Annotated in this window: 19 protein-coding genes and 3 pseudogenes; 10 read left to right on the top strand and 12 right to left on the bottom strand. The window is 70.2% G+C overall.

Going from position 1 to position 21,882, the window contains the following annotated elements:
• A pseudogene (locus tag CA983_RS20715) lies at positions 1-283 on the bottom strand (carbohydrate esterase); the annotation flags it as partial.
• Between the two features lie 195 nt (positions 284-478).
• On the opposite strand from CA983_RS20715, the gene CA983_RS20720 reads away from it, so the two are divergent.
• Complete coding sequence (locus CA983_RS20720; RefSeq protein WP_086602400.1) at positions 479-2,140, top strand: rhamnogalacturonan lyase B N-terminal domain-containing protein; 1,662 nt, start codon at positions 479-481, stop codon at positions 2,138-2,140.
• Positions 2,141-2,158: 18 nt separating this feature from the next.
• Here CA983_RS20720 and CA983_RS20725 read toward each other — a convergent pair whose 3' ends face one another.
• Positions 2,159-3,571: an RICIN domain-containing protein gene (locus CA983_RS20725; RefSeq protein WP_086602401.1), complete on the bottom strand. Its 1,413-nt coding sequence runs from the start codon at positions 3,569-3,571 to the stop codon at positions 2,159-2,161.
• Position 3,572: 1 nt separating this feature from the next.
• Positions 3,573-4,670 (bottom strand): glycoside hydrolase family 43 protein, encoded by a 1,098-nt coding sequence (locus CA983_RS20730; protein WP_086602402.1) that lies wholly within the window; start codon positions 4,668-4,670, stop codon positions 3,573-3,575.
• Positions 4,671-4,931: 261 nt separating this feature from the next.
• Between CA983_RS20730 and CA983_RS20735 the strand changes: the two genes are divergently transcribed.
• Together CA983_RS20735 and CA983_RS20740 are read left to right on the top strand one after the other, a co-directional pair.
• Positions 4,932-5,891, top strand: coding sequence for an expansin EXLX1 family cellulose-binding protein (locus CA983_RS20735; protein ID WP_208637001.1), 960 nt, complete (start codon positions 4,932-4,934; stop codon positions 5,889-5,891).
• 91 nt (positions 5,892-5,982) lie between these two features.
• The gene (locus tag CA983_RS20740; RefSeq protein ID WP_086602403.1) at positions 5,983-8,091 is read left to right on the top strand and encodes an autotransporter-associated beta strand repeat-containing protein; all 2,109 of its coding nucleotides are present in this window, start codon (positions 5,983-5,985) and stop codon (positions 8,089-8,091) included.
• A gap of 3 nt (positions 8,092-8,094) precedes the next feature.
• Here CA983_RS20740 and CA983_RS20745 read toward each other — a convergent pair whose 3' ends face one another.
• Positions 8,095-8,964: an MOSC domain-containing protein gene (locus tag CA983_RS20745; protein WP_086602404.1), complete on the bottom strand. Its 870-nt coding sequence runs from the start codon at positions 8,962-8,964 to the stop codon at positions 8,095-8,097.
• Positions 8,965-9,006: 42 nt separating this feature from the next.
• Positions 9,007-10,125: an aminoglycoside phosphotransferase family protein gene (locus tag CA983_RS20750; protein ID WP_086602405.1), complete on the bottom strand. Its 1,119-nt coding sequence runs from the start codon at positions 10,123-10,125 to the stop codon at positions 9,007-9,009.
• A gap of 46 nt (positions 10,126-10,171) precedes the next feature.
• Here CA983_RS20750 and CA983_RS20755 point away from each other — a divergent pair, with 46 nt between their 5' ends.
• The gene (locus CA983_RS20755; protein ID WP_086602406.1) at positions 10,172-10,705 is read left to right on the top strand and encodes an SMI1/KNR4 family protein; all 534 of its coding nucleotides are present in this window, start codon (positions 10,172-10,174) and stop codon (positions 10,703-10,705) included.
• Here the strand turns inward: CA983_RS20755 and CA983_RS20760 are convergent.
• A complete protein-coding gene (locus tag CA983_RS20760; RefSeq protein WP_086602407.1) occupies positions 10,702-11,535 on the bottom strand; it encodes an ATP-grasp domain-containing protein in 834 nt (277 codons plus the stop codon). The two genes, CA983_RS20755 and CA983_RS20760, sit on opposite strands and share 4 nt — an antisense overlap.
• Positions 11,536-11,741: 206 nt before the next feature.
• Between CA983_RS20760 and CA983_RS20765 the strand changes: the two are divergent.
• Positions 11,742-12,075 (top strand): annotated as a pseudogene (locus CA983_RS20765) (mycothiol transferase); the annotation flags it as partial.
• Positions 12,076-12,317: 242 nt separating this feature from the next.
• Here the strand turns inward: CA983_RS20765 and CA983_RS20770 are convergent.
• On the bottom strand, positions 12,318-12,857 hold the full coding sequence (locus tag CA983_RS20770) for a hypothetical protein (protein ID WP_208637002.1): 540 nt from the start codon (positions 12,855-12,857) through the stop codon (positions 12,318-12,320).
• 188 nt (positions 12,858-13,045) lie between these two features.
• Between CA983_RS20770 and CA983_RS20775 the strand changes: the two genes are divergently transcribed.
• On the top strand, positions 13,046-14,029 hold the full coding sequence (locus CA983_RS20775) for a helix-turn-helix domain-containing protein (protein WP_086602409.1): 984 nt from the start codon (positions 13,046-13,048) through the stop codon (positions 14,027-14,029).
• A 45-nt stretch (positions 14,030-14,074) separates the two neighbouring features.
• On the opposite strand, the pseudogene CA983_RS20780 reads toward CA983_RS20775, so the two are convergent.
• Both CA983_RS20780 and CA983_RS20785 read right to left on the bottom strand, forming a co-directional pair.
• Positions 14,075-14,893: pseudogene (locus tag CA983_RS20780) on the bottom strand (IS5 family transposase).
• A 62-nt stretch (positions 14,894-14,955) separates the two neighbouring features.
• Complete coding sequence (locus CA983_RS20785) at positions 14,956-16,323, bottom strand: amino acid permease (protein ID WP_086602410.1); 1,368 nt, start codon at positions 16,321-16,323, stop codon at positions 14,956-14,958.
• A gap of 132 nt (positions 16,324-16,455) precedes the next feature.
• On the opposite strand from CA983_RS20785, the gene mmuM reads away from it, so the two are divergent.
• The gene (mmuM, locus tag CA983_RS20790) at positions 16,456-17,367 is read left to right on the top strand and encodes a homocysteine S-methyltransferase (protein WP_086602411.1); all 912 of its coding nucleotides are present in this window, start codon (positions 16,456-16,458) and stop codon (positions 17,365-17,367) included.
• A 191-nt stretch (positions 17,368-17,558) separates the two neighbouring features.
• Positions 17,559-18,626: a LacI family DNA-binding transcriptional regulator gene (locus CA983_RS20795; protein ID WP_086602412.1), complete on the top strand. Its 1,068-nt coding sequence runs from the start codon at positions 17,559-17,561 to the stop codon at positions 18,624-18,626.
• Positions 18,627-18,733: 107 nt separating this feature from the next.
• Here the strand turns inward: CA983_RS20795 and CA983_RS20800 are convergent, their stop codons facing one another.
• From CA983_RS20800 to CA983_RS20810, 3 genes are all read right to left on the bottom strand, one after another.
• On the bottom strand, positions 18,734-19,576 hold the full coding sequence (locus CA983_RS20800) for an alpha/beta fold hydrolase (RefSeq protein ID WP_086602413.1): 843 nt from the start codon (positions 19,574-19,576) through the stop codon (positions 18,734-18,736).
• Between the two features lie 4 nt (positions 19,577-19,580).
• On the bottom strand, positions 19,581-20,198 hold the full coding sequence (locus CA983_RS20805) for a dihydrofolate reductase family protein (RefSeq protein WP_086602414.1): 618 nt from the start codon (positions 20,196-20,198) through the stop codon (positions 19,581-19,583).
• A gap of 146 nt (positions 20,199-20,344) precedes the next feature.
• Positions 20,345-20,794, bottom strand: coding sequence for an ATP-binding protein (locus tag CA983_RS20810; protein WP_086602415.1), 450 nt, complete (start codon positions 20,792-20,794; stop codon positions 20,345-20,347).
• 85 nt (positions 20,795-20,879) lie between these two features.
• Here CA983_RS20810 and CA983_RS20815 point away from each other — a divergent pair, with 85 nt between their 5' ends.
• Both CA983_RS20815 and CA983_RS20820 read left to right on the top strand, forming a co-directional pair.
• Positions 20,880-21,713: a helix-turn-helix domain-containing protein gene (locus tag CA983_RS20815; RefSeq protein WP_167407423.1), complete on the top strand. Its 834-nt coding sequence runs from the start codon at positions 20,880-20,882 to the stop codon at positions 21,711-21,713.
• Positions 21,710-21,882 (top strand): DUF397 domain-containing protein (locus CA983_RS20820; RefSeq protein WP_086602417.1); only part of this gene is annotated, 173 nt, incomplete at its 3' end. The genes CA983_RS20815 and CA983_RS20820, both read left to right, overlap by 4 nt.

Here is a 21,882-nt window from a genome sequence, read left to right on the forward strand (position 1 = left end):
CGTTCACGGTGAAACTGCGGGTGACGCGCTCGCCCGCCGGTGCGGCCGTCTCCGGCAGCAGGGACCGGCGGGTCTCGCCGCTGACGCTCGTGGCGGACGCGGTCTTCCCGCCGAGCACGACCCGCACGTCGTAGGTGCCGGGCGGGACGTCGAAGTGGCAGGCACCGGCGGTGCAGTTCGCGAGGCCCGGCCTCACGCTCGCCTCGCCCGCGTGGGCGGGTACGGCGGACAGGGCGGTGCTCAGTGTCACGGCCGCCAGCACGGCCATGTTGAAACGTCTCACTCGCAGCTCCTCCGTCACGGTGACAAGGCCTGGCGGCTGAACGTATCGCCTCTGGCAAGCGCTTTCTAGACCTGGGCTCGATTTCGCAAAGATGCTCCCGCCAAGCGTGCGAAAGCCCTTTCGCGAAATCGATTCAACTGTCACTCTCGCTCACACCCCCGCCCCCACCAGCACCTCCCGAAGGAGTCACCCCCCATGCCCGGACCCGCGAACAGACCGGCCGGCCGCCGCGCCTTCGTCCTCGGCGCCACCGCCGCCGTCGGCACGGCCCTCACCGGCACGGCGCACGCAGCCGGCTTCGGCTGGACCGACGACGGCTCGAACTACGTCGTCGACACCGGCGCCCAACTGGTCTTCAAGGTGAGCAAGTCCACCGGCGATCTGACCTCCCTGGTCTACCGGGGCACGGAGTACCAGGGCTACGGCGGCATGAACTCGCACATCGAGTCCGGCCTCGGTGCCTCCACCGTGAGTATCAGGCAGTCCGGCTCGACGATCCTGGTCTCGGTCACGCACGGCACGCTCAGGCACTACTACGCGGCCCGCAGCGGCGAGAACAACGTCTACCTGTGGACGAACAAGGCCGACACGTCCGTCTCCGCGACCCGGTACATCGTGCGCGTGAAGAAGGGCGCCTTCCTCAACGACGAGCCCGACTCGTACACGTACGCGCCCACCGCCATCGAGGCCTCCGACGTGTTCCGGAAGTCCGACGGGCAGACCCGCTCCAAGCACTACTCCAAGCGACGCGTCATGGACTACGACCACATCGGCTGGTCCGCCGGCGGCGTCGGCCTGTGGATGGTGCGCAGCAACCACGAGAAGGCCTCCGGCGGTCCCTTCTACCGCTCCCTGCTGCGCCACCAGAGCGCGGACGGCGGCGGTCTGTACGAGATCCTCCACTACGGCCAGAACCAGACCGAGGACCAGCGGTTCGGCCTCCAGGGCCCGTACGTCATCGCCTTCACGGACGGCGGAGCGCCCTCGTCGGCGCTGTTCCCGGGCACGCTGACGACGCCGTGGGCCGACTCGCTCGGCATTCCCGGGTACGTGCCGGCGAGCGGCCGGGGCAAGGTCGCGGGCGTCGGGATGTCCGGGCGGAACACGGCGTACCCGTACACGGTGGGGCTGGCCAACGCGGCGGCGCAGTACTGGGGTTCGGCGCGTTCCTCGGACGGCTACTTCTCCGTCCCGGGCGTGTTGCCGGGGACGTACACGCTGACCGTCTTCAAGGGCGAGCTGGCGGTTTACACCACGTCGGTGAGCGTGTCGGCGGGCGGCACGACCACCCTGAACACGATCGCGATCCCGTCCTCCAACGACCCGTCGAACGCGAGCGCGATCTGGCGGATCGGCGACTGGAACGGCACGCCGGGCGGGTTCAAGAACGCGGACCTGATGACGTACGCGCATCCGTCCGACGCGCGGGCCGCGTCCTGGACGGGGAGCGTCGTCATCGGCGACGGCGAGACGGCGGCCTTCCCCTGCTACCTCTGGAAGGACGTCAACAGCGGGATCCTGGTGTACTTCCGGCTGACGGCGGCCCAGGCGGCGGCCGCGCACACCCTGCGCATCGGGGTGACGACGGCGTACTCCAACGGCCGCCCGCAGGTGACGGTCAACGACGCCTGGACGTCCGCCATCCCCTCCCCGCCCACCCAGCCGAACACCCGGTCGCTGACCAACGGTTCGTACCGCGGCAACAACCACACGTTCACGTACAGCGTGCCGGCGTCCGCCTGGAAGACGGACCCGAGTCAGTACAACGTGCTCAGGATCGACGTGGTGAGCGGGTCGGGGGCGACCGGCTTCCTCAGTGCGGGGACGGCGCTCGACGCGATCGACCTGCTGACGTAACGGCCGTCAGGGCGATCGTCATGTCCCGCGTGTCCACTGCTGGTTGGTGCCTCCGTTGCACGTGTACGTGATGAGCGCGGCGCCGTTGGCGGTGGACGCGCCGTTCACGTCGAGGCACTCGCCGGTCGCACGGGACTTGACGTTCACGTACGAGCCGGTGGTGGTCAGCGACCACTGCTGGCTCGTCGCGGAGGCGTTGCAGTTCTCCTGCGTGACCGTGCTCGCGTTCTCCTGCACGCACAGGGAGCTGTTCCTCACCATCAGCTGGTAGTAACCGCTTCCGACGGACTTGAACCAGTACTTCTGGTTGGTGCCGCCGTTGCAGTCGTACTGCTTGAGCTGGGCACCCGCCCACAGCGACTGGCTGGTCACGTCCGCGCACTTGGAGGAGTGGCGGGCGATGAGCGTGTTGTACGTGGCGCTGGTGCCGGAGACGGTCCCGGCGGCCGTGTCGATGGTGACCTCCGGCGACCAGGACATGGACATCGTGGTCGAGTTGGAGAAGGTCAGCGGCAGCCACACGTACCGCGAGTCGTTGACGGTCCCGCCGAAGGAGTTGCCCCAGCGGTCGCCCATGTACAGGTACGAGGTGCCCGAACTGCCCTGCACCGGGAGGACGTAGGCGGTCTGCGAGCCGAACGTCGTCGAGTCGCCGATGTTCTTCATGGCCGACCAGGGCCCGGCGATGCTGGTGGCCGTGGCGTACTGCTGCTGGTTGGGGTTCCAGCCCGTGGCGCCCGAGGTCAGCATGAAGTACACGCCGTTCCGCTTGAACAGTGCCGGGGCCTCGCGGTGGCCGCCGGGCCAGGGGTTGGCGACCAGGCTCGCGATGCCGGTGTAGTCGGCGGTGAGGCGGTAGATCTGGAGGTCGTAGTTCTCGCGGGCGGCGGAGATCATGTACCCGGCGCCGTCGGTGTCGACGAAGACCGTGATGTCGCGGGACATGTGCTGGCCGAGCGGGCGGAAGCTGCCCTTCCAGGTGTAGTCGCCGTCGACGGTGTCGGAGACGGCGACGGCGGCGCGGGCCTCGCTGTAGTCGGTGCCGTTCTCCTTGTGCATCCACATGACGAACTTGCCGGTGGAGGCGTTGTACATGACCTTCGGCCGCTCGATGTTGGCGGTCGCGAGCTCCGGGTCGCTCGCCTCGGTGAGGACGTGGTTGCGGAACTCCCAGTTCTTCAGGTCGGTCGAGCGGTAGGCGTCGACGTACCGGAAGGTGTTGTCGGCGTTGCGGTGCTCGCCGAACCAGTAGTAGTACGAGCCGACCTTGATGACTCCGCCGCCGTGCGCGTGGACCGGGTTGCCGGAGGTGTCCTTGAACTGGGTGCCGTTGGTGATGGTCTGGGGCGCGGCCTGTGCCGTCCCGGCGGTGGCGAGGGCGCCGGCCAGCGCCAGGCACAGGGCGAGGAGGAGCGCGTACGCGCGTCTCATCTCAGTCACCCGCCTTCACGGTGTCGGCGACCGGGATGCCGAAGTCCGGGGTGCCGTCCGGCTTCCAGCCGAGCTTCTGGATGCGGGTGTGCCGGTTGGGGTCGTTCAGCGGGTCGCCGTTGATCTCCTTGTACTGGCGGGCGTGGTAGACGAGGACGTCGGTGCGTCCGTCCTCGGCGACGGTGAAGCAGTTGTGGCCGGGGCCGTACTGCTTGGTGGTGTCGTTGCTGGTGAAGACCGGCGTCGGCGACTTGGTCCAGCTGATGGGGTCCAGCAGGTGGCTGTCGGCGTCCGCGGTCAGCAGGCCCATGCAGTAGTTGAAGTCGGTGGCGCTGGCCGAGTACGTCATGAAGAGGCGGCCGTTGCGCTTGATGACGTACGGGCCCTCGTTGACCTTGAAGCCGATGCGCTCCCAGTCGTACTCGGGGGTGGAGAGCCGCACCTGCGGGCCCTTCAGGGTCCAGGGGTTCGCCATCTCGGACAGGAAGATGCCGGTGTTGTTGTCCATTCCGGGCTCGTGCTGTGCCCAGGCGAGGTAGCGCTTGCCGCGGTGGGTGAAGGTGGTGGCGTCCAGGGAGAAGGTCTCCCAGGCCGTCTTCACCTGCCCCTTCTCCACCCAGGTGCCCTTGAACGGGTTGGGATGGGCGTTCTCCAGCACCCATATGCGGATCGCCCAGACATCCTCCGCGGGCGCCGAGGCGAAGTAGATGTACCACTTGCCGCCGATGCGGTGCAGTTCGGGCGCCCAGATGTGCGCTCCCATGTTGCCCGTGGGGTGGGCGCGCCAGATCACGGACTCGTCCGCCGTGCCCAGGCCGTTCAGGGTGCGGGAGCGGCGCAGGATGATGCGGTCGTACTCGGGGGCGGTGGCGGTGAAGTAGTAGAAGCCGTCCTTGTGCCGGTTGATGTGCGGGTCGGCCCGGTTGCGGACGAGCGGGTTCACGAAGGGAGCCGGCTTGGGGGGCCTGGCCGGGGTGACGGCCTGGGCCACACCCGGGACGGCGGGGACGGCGGCCAGGGCACCGGCGGCTGCGGCGCCCTTCAGCAGCAGTCTGCGGCTGGGGGGTTCGGGCAGAGCGTGGTCGCGGTCGCGGCTCATGCGGTGGGGCCTGCCTCTCGCTGGGGGACACACGGCGTTGTCTGATGCGTCGTCTGACATTTCGAACACCATCTGTCATTACGAACGCCGAAAAGGTAAGGGTGCGCCACGTGGAGGTCAACGGGTCTGACGGGAGGAAGAGGGCGGCCGGGTCGTCGAGGTCGCCGAAACTCGAAGGACCCGCCCGGCAACCTTTCCCGTCCCGGCGGCCACTGATGAGTCGGAAGCGCGCATTCTCCTGAACCACGTAAGGACTCATCCGTGGCATCCCATTCCCGCCGCCGTCCCCTCCGCGAGCGGCGCACGGCCCTCGTCTCCGCTGTCGCCGTGGCAGCGATGGGAGTTCTGCTGTCCCTGGTGATGGTGCTCCGCCCCGACAGCGAGCCGAACGCCGTGCGAGCCGCTGCCGAGCCCACCGCGGGCAACAAGCCGAGTGCCCCGCGCACGGCCCCGGAGCAGAAGGCCAAGCCGAGCCCGAAGCCGAAGCCGAAGCCCAAACCGTCCAAGGCATCCCCGACGCCGACCGCGACCACCCCGTCGGAGCGCCCCTCGCCCACCAGCGCCCCGCCGTCCTCACCACGGCCGGCGTCCGGCACGGCACCGCTGGCGGGACGTATCCAGCCCCAGGTCGCCTACAAGGGGGTCGCCACCCACTACGACGCCGCGGACGGCGACGGCGCCTGCCTGTACGGCCCGAGCCCCGACCTCATGGTCGCGGCGATGAACCACACCGACTACGAGACGTCCAAGGCGTGCGGTGCGTACATCCTCGTCCGCGCGGCGAACGGCGCCTCGGTCACGGTCCGGATCACCAACGAATGCCCGCTGCCCTGCGCCCCCGGCCAACTCGACCTCAGCAAAGAGGCCTTCGCCAAGCTCGCCGGCCTGTCCGCCGGCCGGATCCCGGTCACCTGGAGCCTGCTGAGCCCCAGCACGTCCGACACCGTCTCGATCCGCTACAAGACCGGCTCCAGCCAACACTGGTGCGGCATCCAGGCGCTCGACCACCGCAACCCGCTGGCCCGACTGGAAGTCAGGACCGGCAGCGGATGGACCCGGCTGACCCGTACCGAGTACAACTACTTCCTCTCCCCCGACGGCACCGGCTGCGGCGGCCCCCTGAGGCTCACCGACATCTACGGCGAACAACTCACCGTCGACGGCATCACGGTCCGCCCGGACGCCGTACAGCGGACCCGTGTCCAGTTCGCCCGGCACTGAGCGGTCCGCAGCAGGGCGATGTCCGGGACCGAGTGAAAGGCAACCGTCGATTTTCTGTTATCGGCCGCCCGCCACCCGCGTCTCCCCTCCCGTGCGCAGTCTCACCCACACCACAGCAGCGGCCGCCGGTGTCCTGGCGGCGGTCGCCTCCCTGCTCGCCGCTCCCCCGGCGGTGGCCGCCGGCCCCCGGGACGTCACCGCCGACGTGCTGGCCGACCGGGACGTGACGCTCAGCGGCGACACGGTCGTCACCGTGCCGCGCGGGGCGACGACGTACGACGGCGTGTTCCGCGGCGAGGGCACGCTCACGGTGCGCGGCAGCGGGACCCTGGTCCTCACCAAGGACAGCGACTTCACGCTCCCGGAGTCCCGGCGGCGGCAGCGGGTGCGGACGCTGGGCGGGAACCACCCGTACGTCACCGTCTCCAATCCCGACCCGCCGGCGGTCACGGTGGAGCGCGGTGCGACGCTCCAGTACGGCGACGGCGGTACGACGGGACTGATCGGCCGCTTCCCGTACGACACCCCGGCGTTCCGCCTCAACCAGGACAACATCCGGGTCAACGGCACCCTGCGGCTGTCGCTGAGGAGCGCGTACAACCTGGGCACCATCAGCGGCTCCGGGCTGATCACCCAGCCGAGGTTCCTGTGGGGCACCTGGGACGTGTCGGGCACGCACTCCTTCTCCGGAGTGATCGACAACGGCACGCAGCTGAACGCGGGCCGCCCGGAGTACGCGACCTCGCTCCCGAACGTCCGCAAGGTCCTCAACCAGGGCACCTGGACCGTCGACACGCCCCTGGGCCGGACCGTCACGATGGGCATGCACTTCTACCAGCGCGAGTACGGCAGCGACATCAACGTCCAGTCGCGGCCCGGCGGCAAGGTGATCCTCAGAGGCCAGTACAGCTGGTCGGACCAGGGCGGCGACAGGGACCCGTCGCTCAGCGACCCGGCCCTCAACTGGACGCCCGCCCGCAAGAACGTCAACAAGCGCGGCACGAACATCAAGGGCGCGAACGTCCAGTGGGGCGACGGCACCACGAACAGGATCTTCATGCCGGGCACCGCCGAGACGGTCTACATCAACCTCCTGGCCGCCCGCTCCCGTTCCCGCCTCACCTTCGACTACGACGGCCCGGTGACGCTCGGCGCCCCCATCGGCGGCGGCAGGTTCCACGACACCCTCTCGGCCCCCGGCGCCGGCGACATCGTCATCGCCGGAACCCCCGGCAACGACGTGACGTTCGCGGCCGTCCAGTACTACGACGGCTCGACGACGGTCGAGAAGGGCGCGGTACTCCGGCTGGGCAGCGGGAAGCGGGGCGGGGACGGCGGGCTCTACACGGCAGGCGCCCACTACAAGGTCGTCAACGACGGCTCACTCGTCCTGCGCAACACGAACCGGCCTCTCACCCTCTCCCGCATCGGCGGCAGCGGCTCGCTCACCCAGTCGGGAGCCGCCACGACGACACTGACGGGTAGCGCGGTGACGTACACCGGGACGACCACCGTCTCAAGGGGCACGCTCGCGCTGCGCAAGGGCGCCACGCTCACTCGCAGCAGGGCGATACGCCTCACGGCGGCCGGGGCACGGCTGGACACGGGCCCGGCGGGACTGCGCGTCGCGACCACGCTGACGGGCAGTGGCACGGTCAGAGGCGCGGTGACGAACGAAGGCGCCGTGACGACCGGCCTCGCCGTGAACGGCTCCTACACGCAAAGCTCCAAGGGCACCCTGGTCCTGCGCGGCAGGCCGCTGAAAGTGACGGGGACGGTACGGCTGGCCGGGGACCTCGACGTCTCGGCCCTCGGAGGCCGGGGCCGGCCGGCTCGTGAGGTCACCGTCCTCGACCACAGGGGCGACGGCAGGATCTCGGGAACGTTCAAGGGGCTGCGGCAGGGCGCCCGCCTGAAGCTCGGCGACACCACCTACCGCATCGACTACCGGGCGGGAGACGGGAACGACGTCGCCCTGACCGCCGCAACCGCCCCGAGTCCCTCGCCGACAGCACCCGAGGCGTCCGCGTCCGGTGCCGTGGCGCCCCGGAGCGCCGGCGCGTCGGAGGACGTCGGCTTCGGCTGGTGGCCGTACGCACTCGGGCTGGCCCTCGTCGTCAGCCTCGCCGTACCCATGGTGACGCGACGCGGCCGGGGCCGTCGACGCGCCGGCCGGCACGCGGCCCGCGCGCGGCAGTGAGGCTCACAGCTCGGACTCGCCCCACGACGTGACGACCACGTCGTCGCCGACGGACACACTGCCGGGCCGCAGCACGGCGAACTTGGCGCCGAAGGCGATGCCGCCCTCGGACGCCCGCCGGTAGCCGGCGAGGGTGCGCAGGGGTTCGGGGCCCGCCTTGGCCCCGGATTCCTGCTCGACCAGGGTGACGGCGCACCGGATGGCGAGCTTGGCGTAGCCCAGTTCGGTGTCGCCGATGCGGATGCGGCGGGCGCGGTCCTCGGTGTGCGGTTCGGCCCAGCCGTCGAGTTCGTCCCCGCCGTCGCCGTCATGTCCGTCCCAGCCGTCGATCACGATGTTGGGGCGGAAGCGGTTCATGGGCAGCGGGGCTGTGCCTCGTTCGGTCAGTTTCCGGTTGAGGAGGTCGAGGGTGGCGCGTGAGACGACGTGCAGGGCGCAGCTGTCGGCGTAGCCGGACGTGCCCGGTGTCAGACCGTCGGTCACCCGGTCGTGTTCCTGCGGTACGCGCACGAGCCGGCTCCGGGCGCGCAGCACCTCCGAGAGCCAGTCGGCTGCCGTGTCGCCCTGGTCGATGCCCTGATAGGCGGTCCCGAACAGGTCCACCTTCCGCCGGGCGCCGGAGGTGTCCACGCGCAGGTGCAGGGCCTCGGTCCGTGGCGCGCTGAGCGTGAGGCGTTCGCCGTCGGCGGTGATGGCCGGCCGGATGACGGCCAGCCCGGGATGCCGGCGCTGGGTCCGGTACACGCCTTCCTCGCTGACGACCATGAAGCTGCGGTCGTGCGCCAGTCCGGCGGGGGTCAGCGGTGCCTCGGTCGCCGATGTCCCGGCGCATCCCTTGACGGGGTAGTACCACAACTCGACGACGCGGGCCATGCTCTATCCCTTCTCCCTGCGGTGAGCCTCGCACATCCGCCGTCAGCGGCCGCTCGGCGCCTCCGGGAAACCGAGCTGGGGAGCCAGCAGCCGGGCCTCGGCCGCCCAGTCGGCGAGGAAGGCGAGGGTCAGCCCGCGTTCGCGGTGGCGGAGTCCGGCGGAGACCGAGCCCTGGCCGCCGTAGGCCGGCTGCTCGTCGTCCGCCCGGGCGAGCATCAGTGCGGTGAGCCAGTCGTACTTCACGGCGGAGGCGCACACGGCGAGCCGTACGAGCCGTTCGTCGCCGCGCCAGCCGCTCTCGCGCAGGCCGTGGAGGTAGGCGTCGTACGCCGCCTTGGCCAGGCCGGGGAGGTCGGCGGCGGGGACGAACAGGTCGAAGACGGAGTCGGGCAGGTAGTTGCCGAGGTCCTCGCCGAGCGCGCCGTCCCCGGCGAACGCCCAGTCGAACACGACACTGTCGCGGCCGTCGGAGCGGACGTTGGCCGGCCACTGGTCGAGATGGCAGAAGGCTCGCGGCAGGGACTCCATGACCGTGAGGAACCACTCGCGGTCGTGGTGGAGGCGGACCATGTCCTCGCGCAGGCCCGCCGGGAAGTGCTCCCGGACCAGGGGGTGTCGCCAGGCCTCGTCATCGTCCAGCAGGTCCTGGCCCGTCGTCTTGCCGGCCGTGTAGTCGCGCAGGAAGCGCTGCGACAGCCACGGCCGGTCCTCCCCGGCCACCACCGCGCCCTGCGCGGCCCCGAGCCGGTGCGCGTGCTCGACGTGCCGGGCGAGCGGCCAGGCCGTCGCCGGTTCGCCCGGCACGTCCTCCAGCCACAACGCCAGGTCCCCGTCGGGGCGTTCGACGCAGGCCAGCAGCCGGGGCGCGCGGATGCCGTGCCGCCGCCAGACCTGGGCGAGCCCCGACTGGTAGACGTACGCCTCCCGGCGCCAGAAGTTCCAGTGCCGGGGGTCGTTGGAGGCGGCCCACGTGACGCTGGTCTCCTTCGTCCGCGTCAGTACCTTCAGGACGGCCGACCGGCCGCCGCCCGTGACGCGCCACACGCCCGCGGTGACGCCGTTCAACGGGTTGTGCGTGAGAGGTACGAGGGTCGTCCCTCCGGGGGCTGCGGAATCGAAGATCTCGCAAAACTCGGCTTCCGCCACGGCGACTTCAGGCATCCCGTCAGCTTACGGTGAGGTCCTTCCGGGACCGGCAGGAGGACACATGGAACCCGCTCCGCTCGGCGAGTCGTGGCAGCGCGTGGAGCGCTGGCTCGAGGAACGCGGGAGCGCCCGGGAGCTGGCTCCCCCAGCCACCGCGGCGGACATCGCCCGGGTCGAGGAACAGCTCGGCACGGGCCTCCACCCCGACCACGCCCTCCTGTTGCTGGGCCACAACGGCAGCGGCAGCTTCTGCCTTCCACCCGTCCACCGGATCCTCAGCACCGACGAGGTCGTGACCGCCTGGCGGACCAAGAGGAAGGTCTGGGGTGACGGGTCTCCCCCCGCCTACGCCCCGGAGTGGATCCCCTTCGCCTCCGACGGCGCGGGCGGTGTGCTGCACCTGGACGTCTCCCGGCCGCACGAGCGCATCCACGAGCACGACAAGCTGGGCGCCTCGCACCTGTCCTCCCACCCCATGTGGGCCTCCCTGCCCGCGCTGCTGCACCACACCGCCGACGCGCTGGAGACCGGCCGGTACCTCGACGGTTACCGGCGTCCCGGTGACGACAACTCGTTCCTGTTGTGGGAGGACTAGAGGCTGCCAGAGTCCAGGAACCGTTGGAGGGAGGCCGTCATGCCGGTCACGAAGTCGTCGCGGGTCCGGTCCGAGACCAGGTCGAGGGACAGGTAGGGGTTGAGGTCCTCCAGCTCGACCAGTAGCAGTTCACCTTCTCCGGTGCGGCAGGCGTCCACGCGCTGGATGCCGTGGTCGAGGGTGTTCCAGTCGATGAAGCGGTGGGCAAAGGCGAGATCCGCGTCGGTGGGCTCGTAGGGCTCAAGGACCCAGCGCCGGTCGGGGTCGGGGGCGTAGAGGGCGTACTGGAAGGCGTCGTCGATGTAGTAGAAGGACACCTCGTAGCGGAAGTCGACGCGTGGCTGGACCAGGATGTCGCCGTAGGGGAGGCCGCTGAGCTGGTCCCGGGGCACGAAGGTCAGGCCGATGGAGTCCGCTCCGGCCTTCGGCTTGACCGCGTAAGTCCCCGCCTCGGGCAGCAGGTGCAGGTCCTGGGGCCGCTCGATGGTGGGGATGACCGGGTGCCCGGCAGTCGTCAGATCCAGCAGGTACTGCTTGCCGGCCATGTCGCCGCGCCCGGACAGCGGGTTGTAGACCCGGGTGCCCTGTGCGGCTGCCTTCTCCCGGAAGGCGTCGTACGCCTTCCGGTAGCTCAGTACGGGGCCGCTGTTGCGGACCACGACCGCGTCGAAGGCGTCCATCAGTGCCGCAGCGTCCAGGGGGTGGCACAGGGCGAGGTCGAAGGTGTCGCGCAGCCGGGAGGTCAGGAAGATGTCCTCGTCGCAGTAGCGCCGCCCCCGGGCCTGGTAGGCGAGATCGGTCACGAACAGGAAGCTGCGGCGGACGGGCACGGTGCATCTCCTTATGCGGTGGCCACCAGCCTAAACACGCATGCGGGGCACGGCCGGGACAGGTCGGGTCCCGCCTCTTTCCTCGTCCATCATGGCCGTCCCCACGACCGGGCTAAATCACGCGACACCGCCTCCGAGGTATGGGAACCTCACCCGCGATGACAGAACGAACCGATACGCCCCCCACGTGAGACGAACGTACGCAGCTGGCCACCTTCCTGGATTACGCCCGCGACACGGCGCGAGCCAAGTGTGTGGGCGTGTCCGAGGAAGATGCCCGCAAGGCACCGCTCCCGGGTTCGCCGTTGATGACGATGTGCGGGCTGATCAGCCACCTGCGGTGGGTGGAGCATCACTGGATCGAGGTGATGTTTCTCGGTGAGGAGCCCGAGGGGCCACTCACGGCGGCGACCGACGACGATCCCGACCCCGAGATGCGGACGGCGGTCGACATCCCGTTGCCCCAGCTTCTCGCCGAGTACGAGGAACAGAGCGCCCGCTACCGCCTGCCTGGTGGCCGAACGCGACCTGGACTCACAGACCGATGTCTAGCCGCATGACCACGGCCTTATGCGACACACCTGTACATCCGAGGCCAGTTCCCCGCCAATGACTGCCCGTTCCGCAGGGGTGAGCGCGACAGCATCCGAGTCGCCATGAGCCAAGACCCGGCGGACATCGCGGCCCGGATCGCCGCCGACCTCATCCCCGTGCACCGTGAGGTTCAGGAGCGGGTGACCGAGCACAACGCGCAGGATTCACGCCACCCGATGGGCTCCGGTTCAGACGTTTGGTGACTGGCCGAGGTCAACATTGTTGAGGAGCCCTGCCGAGTTCACCTTCACCGAGCTGGGCTTGCTGAGGGTTTTCCCGAAGCATACTGACCACGAGTTCGCCCCAACCCCCGATGACGCGCACGCCCAATCCCCCAGGTAAGTGGCAGGGGCGGCGGTATACAGGTCCATGTTCGCTGTCGCACTGTAGAGGCTGGATCGGTTGTTGCGCACGATCACTGCCGCCTGCACGCTGCCCCCGCTTGACGACCTGATCGCACAGACCTGCGCGAGCACAGAGGTGGCGACCGTCTTGCTGCCGGCACACTTCCACGTGGCGGGGCTGGAGGTAATCGGATTCGTGTTGCCGTAAGCACGCCAGGTGCCGGCATCCGTGGCTGCGGCGGGGCCGGCGGTTGCCAGACTCAGTCCGAGAACGGCAGTGATGGCGACTATCGAACCTGCGCCCGTTCGCGTAACTCGCATGCCGGCCGCGCCGACCGTCCTCGTGCGGCTCTTCACCTTCGAGGTGTCCTTCAATCCCACCATGACAACCACTCCCAGGTTCTTCGGGTAACGGATGCACAACCTCACGTCGTGCGGAGGCGACCGCCTCAGATCGGGCAGTGAACGTTGCTGCCGTTGTTCGGCACCACGACTCAACCACGCGTGGACCTCGCGCCGGAAAGCATTCGAGCCAGTTCAAATCCATCGCAACGACTGCTACCGTCGGGGCGGTGCTCACTCTGCGTGTAGACGCCGACACCATGGCCAGGACGCGGTTGGCCCCCTCCCCCGCGTCGGAGTCCATGGCGTGGTTAAGACTCACTGCCGCGTCGGGACGGCACCCGGTGTTCGGAGATCCCGGACCACTCGCCCGCGCGTCACTTGCCCATCCGGACGTTGCTCTGCTCGCGGACCTGTTGCCGCAAAACGGCGACACCTACACACCTGACCTGCTCACCCCTCAGCCAGGGACGGACGCGCAGCGTCGTGACCTGCTCGACGAGCAGATCGCGCAGATCGAGGCCGCAGCGCAGGACGACCTCGAAACCCAGGTTTTCACCTACACCCGGACCCACTGGAACAGGCCGCTGCTGGCCACCACCCGCCGGATCGCCGAGTCGGGGCGGATGCAGCGACATCTCGCCAACGGTCTCGCCCGGTTCTGGCGGGATGCCCTTTCCGAGGGCTGGCCCGAACTACGCTCGATCATCGATCAGGACATCGCCCACCGCGCGACGGCCATCGCCACCCATGGCGTCGGCCGGGCGCTCGGAGCACTTCACCCCGACATGGATTGGGCAGGCGACGCGGTCACCCTCGCTAAGTCGTGGGATGGCGAAATAGATGCCACCGGCCGGGACCTGGTCCTCGCCCCCGGCGTGCTCAACTGGCCCAACGTCATCATCCAGGTCGACACCCCCGGGCAGTTCGTCCTCTACTACCCCGCCCAGCGGATCGGAGCCGGCAGGGGTCGCAGGTCCGGAAGGATCGCGCAAGTGGTCGGCAACGCCCGAGCGGCCTTGCTGGCGGACCTCGAAACCCCCCGGTCCACCACGGAACTCGCCGCCCGGATCGGATGCACACCGGGCACCGTCTCCTACCACCTCAGTGCACTGCACCGCGCACGCCTCGTCACCAAGGTCAGAGACGGGCGCTACGTGTTGTACCAGCGGACCGCACATGCGGCAGGTCTGCTGGAAGAAGCCCGCGGCTGACATGGTGGTGTCCCGCCGAGTGCAACGCCATTGCGTTTAGTGGCCCTAACAAAGCCTCTGGACGTGTCGGTGGGTGATCAGGCAGACGGCGAGTCCGAGGAAGGCTTCGTGGATGTCGTCGCGTCGTTCCCAGCGGATGCGCAGGCGGCGGAAGCCGTGCAGCCAGGAGATGGTTCGCTCGACGATCCAGCGGAAAGTGCCCAGGCCGGTGCCGTGTGGTTGTCCCCGCTCGGCGATGGCGGGTCGGATTCCGCGCTGCCGCAGGAGGCGGCGGTACTTGTCGTGGTCGTAGCCGCGGTCCGCAAAAAGCATGTCAGGACGTCGACGCAGGCGGCCGACGACTCCCGCCACGGCCGGGATCTTGTCCAGCAGGGGCAGCAGCTGGGTGACGTCGTTGCGGTTTCAGCCGGTCAAAGACACCGCGAGCGGGATCCCTTGGCCGTCGCTGATGATGTGGTGCTTGCTGCCCGGGCGAGCGCGGTCGACCGGGCTGGGTCCGCTTTTGGGCCCTTGCGGGCGGCCCGGACGTGGGAGGAGTCGATCACCGCCCGCGACCAGTCGAGCTGGTTCTTCGAGCGCAGCTTGTTCAGCAGCAACTGGTGCAGCTGGTCCCAGACGCCGGCCTCGTTCCAGGCCGCCAGGCGCCGCCGGCAGGTCATGCCAGAGCCGAACCCGAGCTCCTGGGGCAGGTACTCCCGACTGGATGCCGGCGTGGAGCACGAACAGGATGCCGCACAAGGCCTGCCGGTCGGGCACCCGCGGTCGGCCCTCGACCTGCTTCGGCGGTGGCTCGGGCAGCAACGGCTCGATGAGCGACCATAGTTCGTCCGACACGATCCACGGCCGCGTCTGACGCTTCCCCATGCCCACATCAACGAGCGACCGAGCCTACAGTCACATGATCAAACAGCTGTTGTTAGAACCAGTTAGGCGGCCGCCTCCCGCCGCCCCCGCAGCCACACGTACACCGGAATCCCGGCGAACAGGAACAGCACCCCCTGGTAGACGGCCGCGTACCCGGCGCCCGCGATCAGCCAGAACGAGAAGCCGAAGGAGAGGACGGCGACGATCAGGTCGCGGACCAGGCCCGCGGGGCGGACGCGATCGCGGGTGCCGCGGACCAGCCAGTACAGCTGGGCGGCGGCCGACAGCAGGTACGGGACGCAGCCGGTGAACGTGGTGATCAGGACGAGGACGCGGAAGGTGGTGTCCGGGCCCGCCGTGTAGTTGAGGGCGATGAGGAGCGTGCCGAGGATCGCGCAGGCCCAGACGCCGAAGCCGGGGACGCCGCCCTTGCCGACGCGGGCGAAGGGTGCGGGGAAGAGACCGTCGCGGGCGGCGGCGTACGGCATCTGCGCGGCCATGAGGATCCAGCCGTTGAGGCAGCCGGTGATCGAGACGACGGCGACCAGGGCGATGACCGTGCCGCCCCAGGAGCTGCCGGTGAGGGCGTTCACCGCGTCGGCGAACGGGGCGCCGGAGTCGACGAGCCGGCTGTGCGGGACGAGGCCGAAGACGGCGACCGTGCCGAGGATGTAGACCAGGGCCGAGGCCAGCGTGCCCTGGACGCTCGCCCGGGCGACGGTGCGCCCGGGGTCGCGGACCTCGCCCGCGCTGACCGCCGCCGACTCCACCCCGAGGAAGCTGTACAGCAGCAGTGCGGCGGTGGCGGCCAGCGCGCCGGAGACGCTCTGCCCGGAGGCGTTGAACGGGCCGAAGTTGTCCGTGTCGATGAAGAACAAGCCGACGGTGGCCAGCAGGAGCAGCGGTACGAACTTCAGGACCGTGGAGACGACCTGCACCGTGCCGACCCACCGCGTGCCCGCGAAGTTCGCCGCGGCGGGCAGCCAGAGAGCGGCCATGGCGACAGCGGCCTGGAGCGCGTGGTTGCCGTGCAGGGGTATCAGGACGTCGACGTAGCCGACGACCGCGACGGCCAGGGCGGCGATGCTGACCCAGCACATCGTCCAGTACGACCAGGCCGACAGGAACCCGGCGAACTCGCCGAACGCGTCGCGCGGGTAGACGTACAGCCCGCCCGTGACCGGGCTGCGCCGCGCCAGCCTGCCGAAGAGCAGAGCGAGGGCGACCGCGCCGACCGAGAGCACGACGAACGCGAGCAGGCTGACCGTGCCGTAGGGGGCGACGGTGGCGGGCAGGGCGAAGATGCCGCCGCCGATGATGTTGCCCATGACGAGGGCCGTGGCGGCGGCGAGGCCGAAGGTGCGGCGGGGARCGGGTGCCGGGGCCGGCTCGACGGGTTCGGCGGCCTCGGCGGGGCTGGGGACGGTCATGGGCGTTCCTGACGAGCGGAGAGGGGGGAGGGCCGTGATCGTAACCCGCTGTCCCACATGCTGGGCGACCTGTTCATGCACTGGACACAATCGGCTGGGGTCCGCCGCCCGGTCTCGACTACGGTCGTCGATATGACCAGCACCCTCACCCTCGCCGAAGCCCTCGCCGCCGGGACGGTCGTCCTCGACGGCGGCATGTCCAACCAGCTCGAGTCGGCCGGGCACGACCTGAGCGACGAGCTGTGGTCGGCGCGGCTGCTCGCGGAACAGCCGGAGGCGATCACCGAGGCGCATCTCGCCTACTTCCGGGCGGGCGCGGACGTGGCGATCACGGCCAGCTACCAGGCCACGTTCGAGGGCTTCGCCAAGCGCGGGATCGACCACGACCGGGCGGCCGAACTCATGGCCCTCAGCGTCGAGTTGGCGCGTGACGCGGCCCGGCTCGCACACGTCTCCCGCCCCCTGTGGGTGGCGGCCTCGGCCGGCCCCTACGGGGCGATGCTCGCGGACGGCTCCGAGTACCGGGGGCGCTACGGCCTCACGGTCGACGAACTGGAGCGCTTCCACCGCCCCCGCCTGGAGGTGCTGGCCGCCGCCCGCCCCGACGTCCTCGCACTGGAGACGGTCCCCGACGCCGACGAGGCCACCGCCCTGCTGCGCGCGGTGCGCGGGCTGGGGGTGCCGGCCTGGCTGACGTACTCCGTCGCCGGTGGCCGCACGCGCGCCGGGCAGCCGCTGGAGGAGGCCTTCGCGCTGGCCGCCGACGCGGACGAGGTGATCGCGGTCGGCGTGAACTGCTGCGCGCCCGAGGACGCGGACACCGCCGCCGCGACCGCGGCCCGGGTCACCGGCAAGCCGGTCGTCGTCTACCCCAACAGCGGCGAGACCTGGGACGCCGACGCCCGCTCCTGGACCGGCCGCTCCACCTTCACCGCCGACCAGGTGAAGGGCTGGCAGCAGTCCGGCGCCCGCCTGATCGGCGGCTGCTGCCGGGTGGGGCCGGAGGCGATCTCGGGCATCGCGGGGACGCTGGGGGCGGCATAGGAGCGGCATAGGGGCGTACGTGCTCACCACCGGATCGCCCGTCCGCTTCACCACCGCGCCACCAGTCCGCGCGCAACCCTCCTCCCCTCCCCTCCCCGCTGCTAGCCTCCGTCCAGGGAACCGGTTGCCATGCTGTTGCCGCAGTTCCCGAGGGGTGGGTGCGGACCGGCGCCCGGAGAGACGAGGCAGTCATGACGAGGAAGAGCGGGGACGCGAGCCGCAGCACCATCCGGGACGTGGCGGCCCGCGCGGGGGTCTCGGCGTCGACGGTGTCCCGGGTGCTCGGCGGCGTGTACCCGGTGAGCGCGGCGACGCGCGGGCGCGTCATGCGGGCCGTCCGTGACCTGGACTACGTGGCGGACGCGCGGGCGAAGGCGATCGCGGGCGTCGGCACGCCCACGCTGGCGTTCGTGCTGGAGGACATCACCGGCCCGTCGTTCGCGCACATGGCCCACGGCGTCGAACGGGAGGCGACCCGCCTCGGCCACCTCTGCCTGGTGTGCAGCACGGAGGGCGACGTCCGGCACGAGCTGGAGTTCGTCGAGATGATGCGCGCCCAGCGCGCCGCCGCCGTGATCCTGGTCGGCGGCACCGCCGACACCCCCGAGTACCGCGAACGCACCCACCGCATGGCCGACTCCCTCGCCTCGGCCGGTTCCCGCCTGGTCCTCTGCGGCAGACCGCCACTGGACCCCGGCGCCCCGGTGACCGTCATCGAGTACGACAACGAGGGCGGCGCCTACACCCTGGTCGCCCACGTCCTCGCCCAGGGCCACCGCCGGGTGCTGTTCCTCGGCGGCCGGACGGACCACACCACGGCCCTGGGCCGCGAACGCGGCTACCTCGCCGCCCACCGGGCCCGGGGCCTGACCCCCGACCCCGCCCTCCTCCTGCACGGCGACTTCACCCGCGACGCGGGCCACCGCCTCATGCAGCAAGCGCTCAAGGACGACCTCGACTTCACGGCCGTCGTGGCCGCCACCGACATGGTCGCGGCGGGCGCCCTCACCGCCCTGCACGAGGCGGGCCTGACCGTCCCCGGCGACGTCTCCCTCGCCGGCTACGACGACATTCCCTTCGCCCGTGACCTGCACCCCGCCCTGACGACGGTCCACGTCCCCTACGAGGAACTCGGCCGCCTCGCCGTCCGCACGGCCCTCGAACACACGCCGGGCGCCCCGGACGAACACCTGCTCCTCGGTACGCACGTCGTCGTACGCGACTCCGTGGGGCCGCCTGCGCCCCACCAACGTCGGTAGCAGACAACCTCGGAGTGGAATCGTGCCGATCGCGGGCACGCGACCGGATCGGGCCTCCGACATCCACTGCTGCTGGAGGCCGGACCCGCGCGGCCCCCCGCCGTCCTCTATCCGAGCGTGAGCATCGCCTCGGTGACCTCGCCGACCGCCGCATCGGGGATCGCGGTGGCGGCGTCGTCAAGGACGAGCAGCCGTGCCCCGGGGATCTCGCGCGCGATCGCCTCGCCGTTGCCGACGGGAAAGAACCGGTTGTGGCGGCCGTGGACGACGAGCGAGGGGACCTGGATCCCGGACAGGCGCTCGCGCCAGCGGGGTTCGCAGTCGAGCCGGGAAAAGACCATGCCCATCTGGTTGGCCATCTGGACCGGGGGTGCGGTGCCGGGCGTGCGGTCCCAGATGCGTGCGGCGATCGCGCGCGCGGTGACGGGGTCGTCGCCGAGGATCTCCGCGCCGGCCGCGGCGAACTCCGCGACCGCCTCGCGGTCGGTCCAGTCGGGCATCGGACGCGCGAACAGCCGGCTCATCGTCGCCTGGTCATGGTCGGGGAGGTCATCGTCGGGCGGGCCAGGGGCAACCGCGCGGGTGCCGACCAGGGTGAGCGCCGAGAACGCGCCCGGATGGTCGAGCACGGCCACCTGGGCGACCATCCCGCCGACGCCGGTCCCCGCGAGGTGCGCAGGCCCCCCGCCGAGCGCGTCAGCAAGGGCCGCCGCGTCGGCGGCGAGGTCGCGCAGGGTGTAGGCGGGCGCCGCCGGGTCCCTCGTCGTCGACTCTCCGCTGTCGCGCAGGTCGTAACGCACGACACGGCGCCCGCCGGCGGCGAGGCGCTCGCAGAGCGCGTCGGGCCAGGAAAGCATCGTCGTCCCGCCCGCGAGCAGGACGAGCGGCGCCTCGTCGTCACCGAACGACTCGWTGCCCAAGGCGATCTCATTGACGTTGACAGTGGTCATCGGATCACCGGCAGACGTCGTAGGTCAGGTGCGTCGCGGTCGATGTCGAGATCACGCTCCGCTGCACCAGCGTGCGCGGCGCTCCGCCGGTGAACAGTGGTGTCCCGCCGCCCAGCACGACCGGCGCGAGGTGCAGCGACAGCACGTCGACCAGCCCGGCGTCGAGCGCCGAGCCGATCGTGGCGCCGCCGCCCATGAGGACGACGTCGAGGTCCTTGCCGCTGTCCGACGACGCCGCCTCGGCTCGCTCGCGCGCGGCGGTGACGGCGTCGGGCAGACCGGTGGTGACGAACGTCCAGTCGAGGTCGGCTGTCCGCACCGACTCCGGCGGCGAGCCCGTCACGACGACGAACGCGGGCTTGCCGACCTCGCCGGCGCCGTAGCCGGTCTTGTCGTCCCAGCCGCCCGGTCCGTCGACCACGTCGAAGAGGTGGCGGCCGAGGACGACGGCGCCCGAGCGGGCGGTCGCCTCGCGCAGGACCCGGCGGTCGTCGGGGTCGTCGGAGAACGCCCACGTGTGCAGGGCCTCCCCGCCGGTGCCCAGACCGTTGTCCGGGCCGGGGTCGGGCCCGGTGACGAAGCCGTCGAGAGAGACCGAGATGTCGGCGATGATTCGAGTCATGCCAGGGCAGACCCGATCCGCCGCCCAAACTCATCGCCACGGCGGTGGATCGAGGCTCAGGGATCCACGTCCTCGATCGAGCTGGTCCCATCTGGGACGCGGAGGTGAACTCCGGCAGCGTCGCGGGCTGGTCGAAGACGGCCGTCTCAGGGCACGAACTCGCACCAGACGATCTTGCCGGGACGCCTCGTCCCCACGCCCCACTTGTCCGCCAGCTCCGACACCAGCAACAGGCCCCGACCGCCTTCGCAGGGCTCCCGGACGTCCTGCCGCGGCGACACCGGCACGCCGTCACCGCTGTCGTGCACCTCGACCCGTACGCCGCCGTCCTCGCCGTACGGCATCAGCCTCAGCAGGAATCCACGGCCGGGCGGCACGCCGTGCACCAGAGCGTTCGTCGCCAGTTCGCTCACGCAGAGCAGCACGTCCTCCGCGCGCCCGTGCCCGCCCCAGTCCATGAGCGCGTCGCGCGCGAACGCGCGTGCGGCCGGAACGGACTGGCGCTCCCGGCGGTAGAACCGCTCGCGCGGGGACGGAGGTTGGAACAGGAGGGGAGTTTCGTCATTCACGGGACGACAGTCACACTCCGTGTCCATCATGGAACAGAGCGCGCACTCGTACAGCCAAGTTGTACGTGCGCGCGACAGTGCAAGTACGCGCGCGGGTGGGGAGTTCGCCGCCATGAGCACCACGACACGGTCACGACGGTCACGCAGGAACGCCTCGGCGATGAGGATGGTGGGTGCGTTGCTCGCCCTCTTCCGGGAGGCGGCCGGGTATACGCAGAAGTCCCTCGGGGAGATCTTCGTCGTCGGGGAGCAGCAGATCGCGTCCATCGAGCAGGGCAGACGTCCGCTGAAGATGGATCTCGCGGAGCAGTTGGACCAACTCCTGGATACGAAGGGGGCGTTGGTGGCTGCGTTGTCGGAGATGCCGGAGGTGGATCTCGTACCGCTGTGGGCGGAGGAGTATCTGGATCGGGAGCGGGAGGCAATCGCGATTTCCGTGTACGACAGCTTGGCCGTACCCGGGCAGCTTCAGACAGAGGGCTACGCACGGGCGGTCTTCCGCAGTCGCGTACCTGTCTATGACGAGGACCACATCGAGCAGCTCGTCGCGACGCGCATGGAGCGCCAGCACATCCTGCACCGCAAGGTGCCGCCCACCACGAGTTTCGTCATCTGGGAGGCAGTACTACGGGATCGCTTGGGCGGCCTGGAGGTCTACGTCGAGCAGTTGCAGAAGTTGCGCGAGTATGCGGGCGTGCCTGGGATCACGCTCCAGGTTCTGCCCCTCGGCCGCACCTCACACGCCGGGCTCGACGGCCCCTTCGTTCTCCTGGAAACCCCCGAGCACCAGCGGCTCGCGTACATGGAGACGCAGCGTGGAAGCCAGCTGATTGCCGACCCCGATGGGGTGGGGATCCTCACCCAGAAGTATGCGATGCTGCGGACGCAGGCCCTCAACACCGAAGACACGAGGGACCTGTTGGACCGTCTTCTGGGAGAAGCATGAGCGGCACCGCACTTGAGTGGTTCAAGTCGAGCTACAGCGGCAGCGAGGGCGGCGAGTGCCTCGAAGTCGCATACCTCTGGCGCAAGTCCAGCTACAGCGGCAGCGAGGGCGGCCAGTGCCTCGAAGTAGCCACCCACCCCACCGCCGTCCACATACGCGACAGCAAAAC

This window comes from Streptomyces swartbergensis (assembly GCF_002148965.1).
Lineage (GTDB): Bacteria > Actinomycetota > Actinomycetes > Streptomycetales > Streptomycetaceae > Streptomyces > Streptomyces swartbergensis.

Coding starts and splice junctions, on each gene's coding strand:
- CA983_RS20720 (WP_086602400.1), top strand. CDS start 479: ATGCCCGGACCCGCGAACAGACCGGCCGGCCGCCGCGCCTTCGTCCTC.
- CA983_RS20725 (WP_086602401.1), bottom strand. CDS start 3,571: ATGAGACGCGCGTACGCGCTCCTCCTCGCCCTGTGCCTGGCGCTGGCC.
- CA983_RS20730 (WP_086602402.1), bottom strand. CDS start 4,670: ATGAGCCGCGACCGCGACCACGCTCTGCCCGAACCCCCCAGCCGCAGA.
- CA983_RS20745 (WP_086602404.1), bottom strand. CDS start 8,964: ATGGCCCGCGTCGTCGAGTTGTGGTACTACCCCGTCAAGGGATGCGCC.
- CA983_RS20750 (WP_086602405.1), bottom strand. CDS start 10,125: ATGCCTGAAGTCGCCGTGGCGGAAGCCGAGTTTTGCGAGATCTTCGAT.
- CA983_RS20755 (WP_086602406.1), top strand. CDS start 10,172: ATGGAACCCGCTCCGCTCGGCGAGTCGTGGCAGCGCGTGGAGCGCTGG.
- CA983_RS20770 (WP_208637002.1), bottom strand. CDS start 12,857: ATGGTGGGATTGAAGGACACCTCGAAGGTGAAGAGCCGCACGAGGACG.
- mmuM (WP_086602411.1), top strand. CDS start 16,456: ATGACCAGCACCCTCACCCTCGCCGAAGCCCTCGCCGCCGGGACGGTC.
- CA983_RS20795 (WP_086602412.1), top strand. CDS start 17,559: ATGACGAGGAAGAGCGGGGACGCGAGCCGCAGCACCATCCGGGACGTG.
- CA983_RS20805 (WP_086602414.1), bottom strand. CDS start 20,198: ATGACTCGAATCATCGCCGACATCTCGGTCTCTCTCGACGGCTTCGTC.
- CA983_RS20810 (WP_086602415.1), bottom strand. CDS start 20,794: ATGGACACGGAGTGTGACTGTCGTCCCGTGAATGACGAAACTCCCCTC.
- CA983_RS20815 (WP_167407423.1), top strand. CDS start 20,880: ATGAGCACCACGACACGGTCACGACGGTCACGCAGGAACGCCTCGGCG.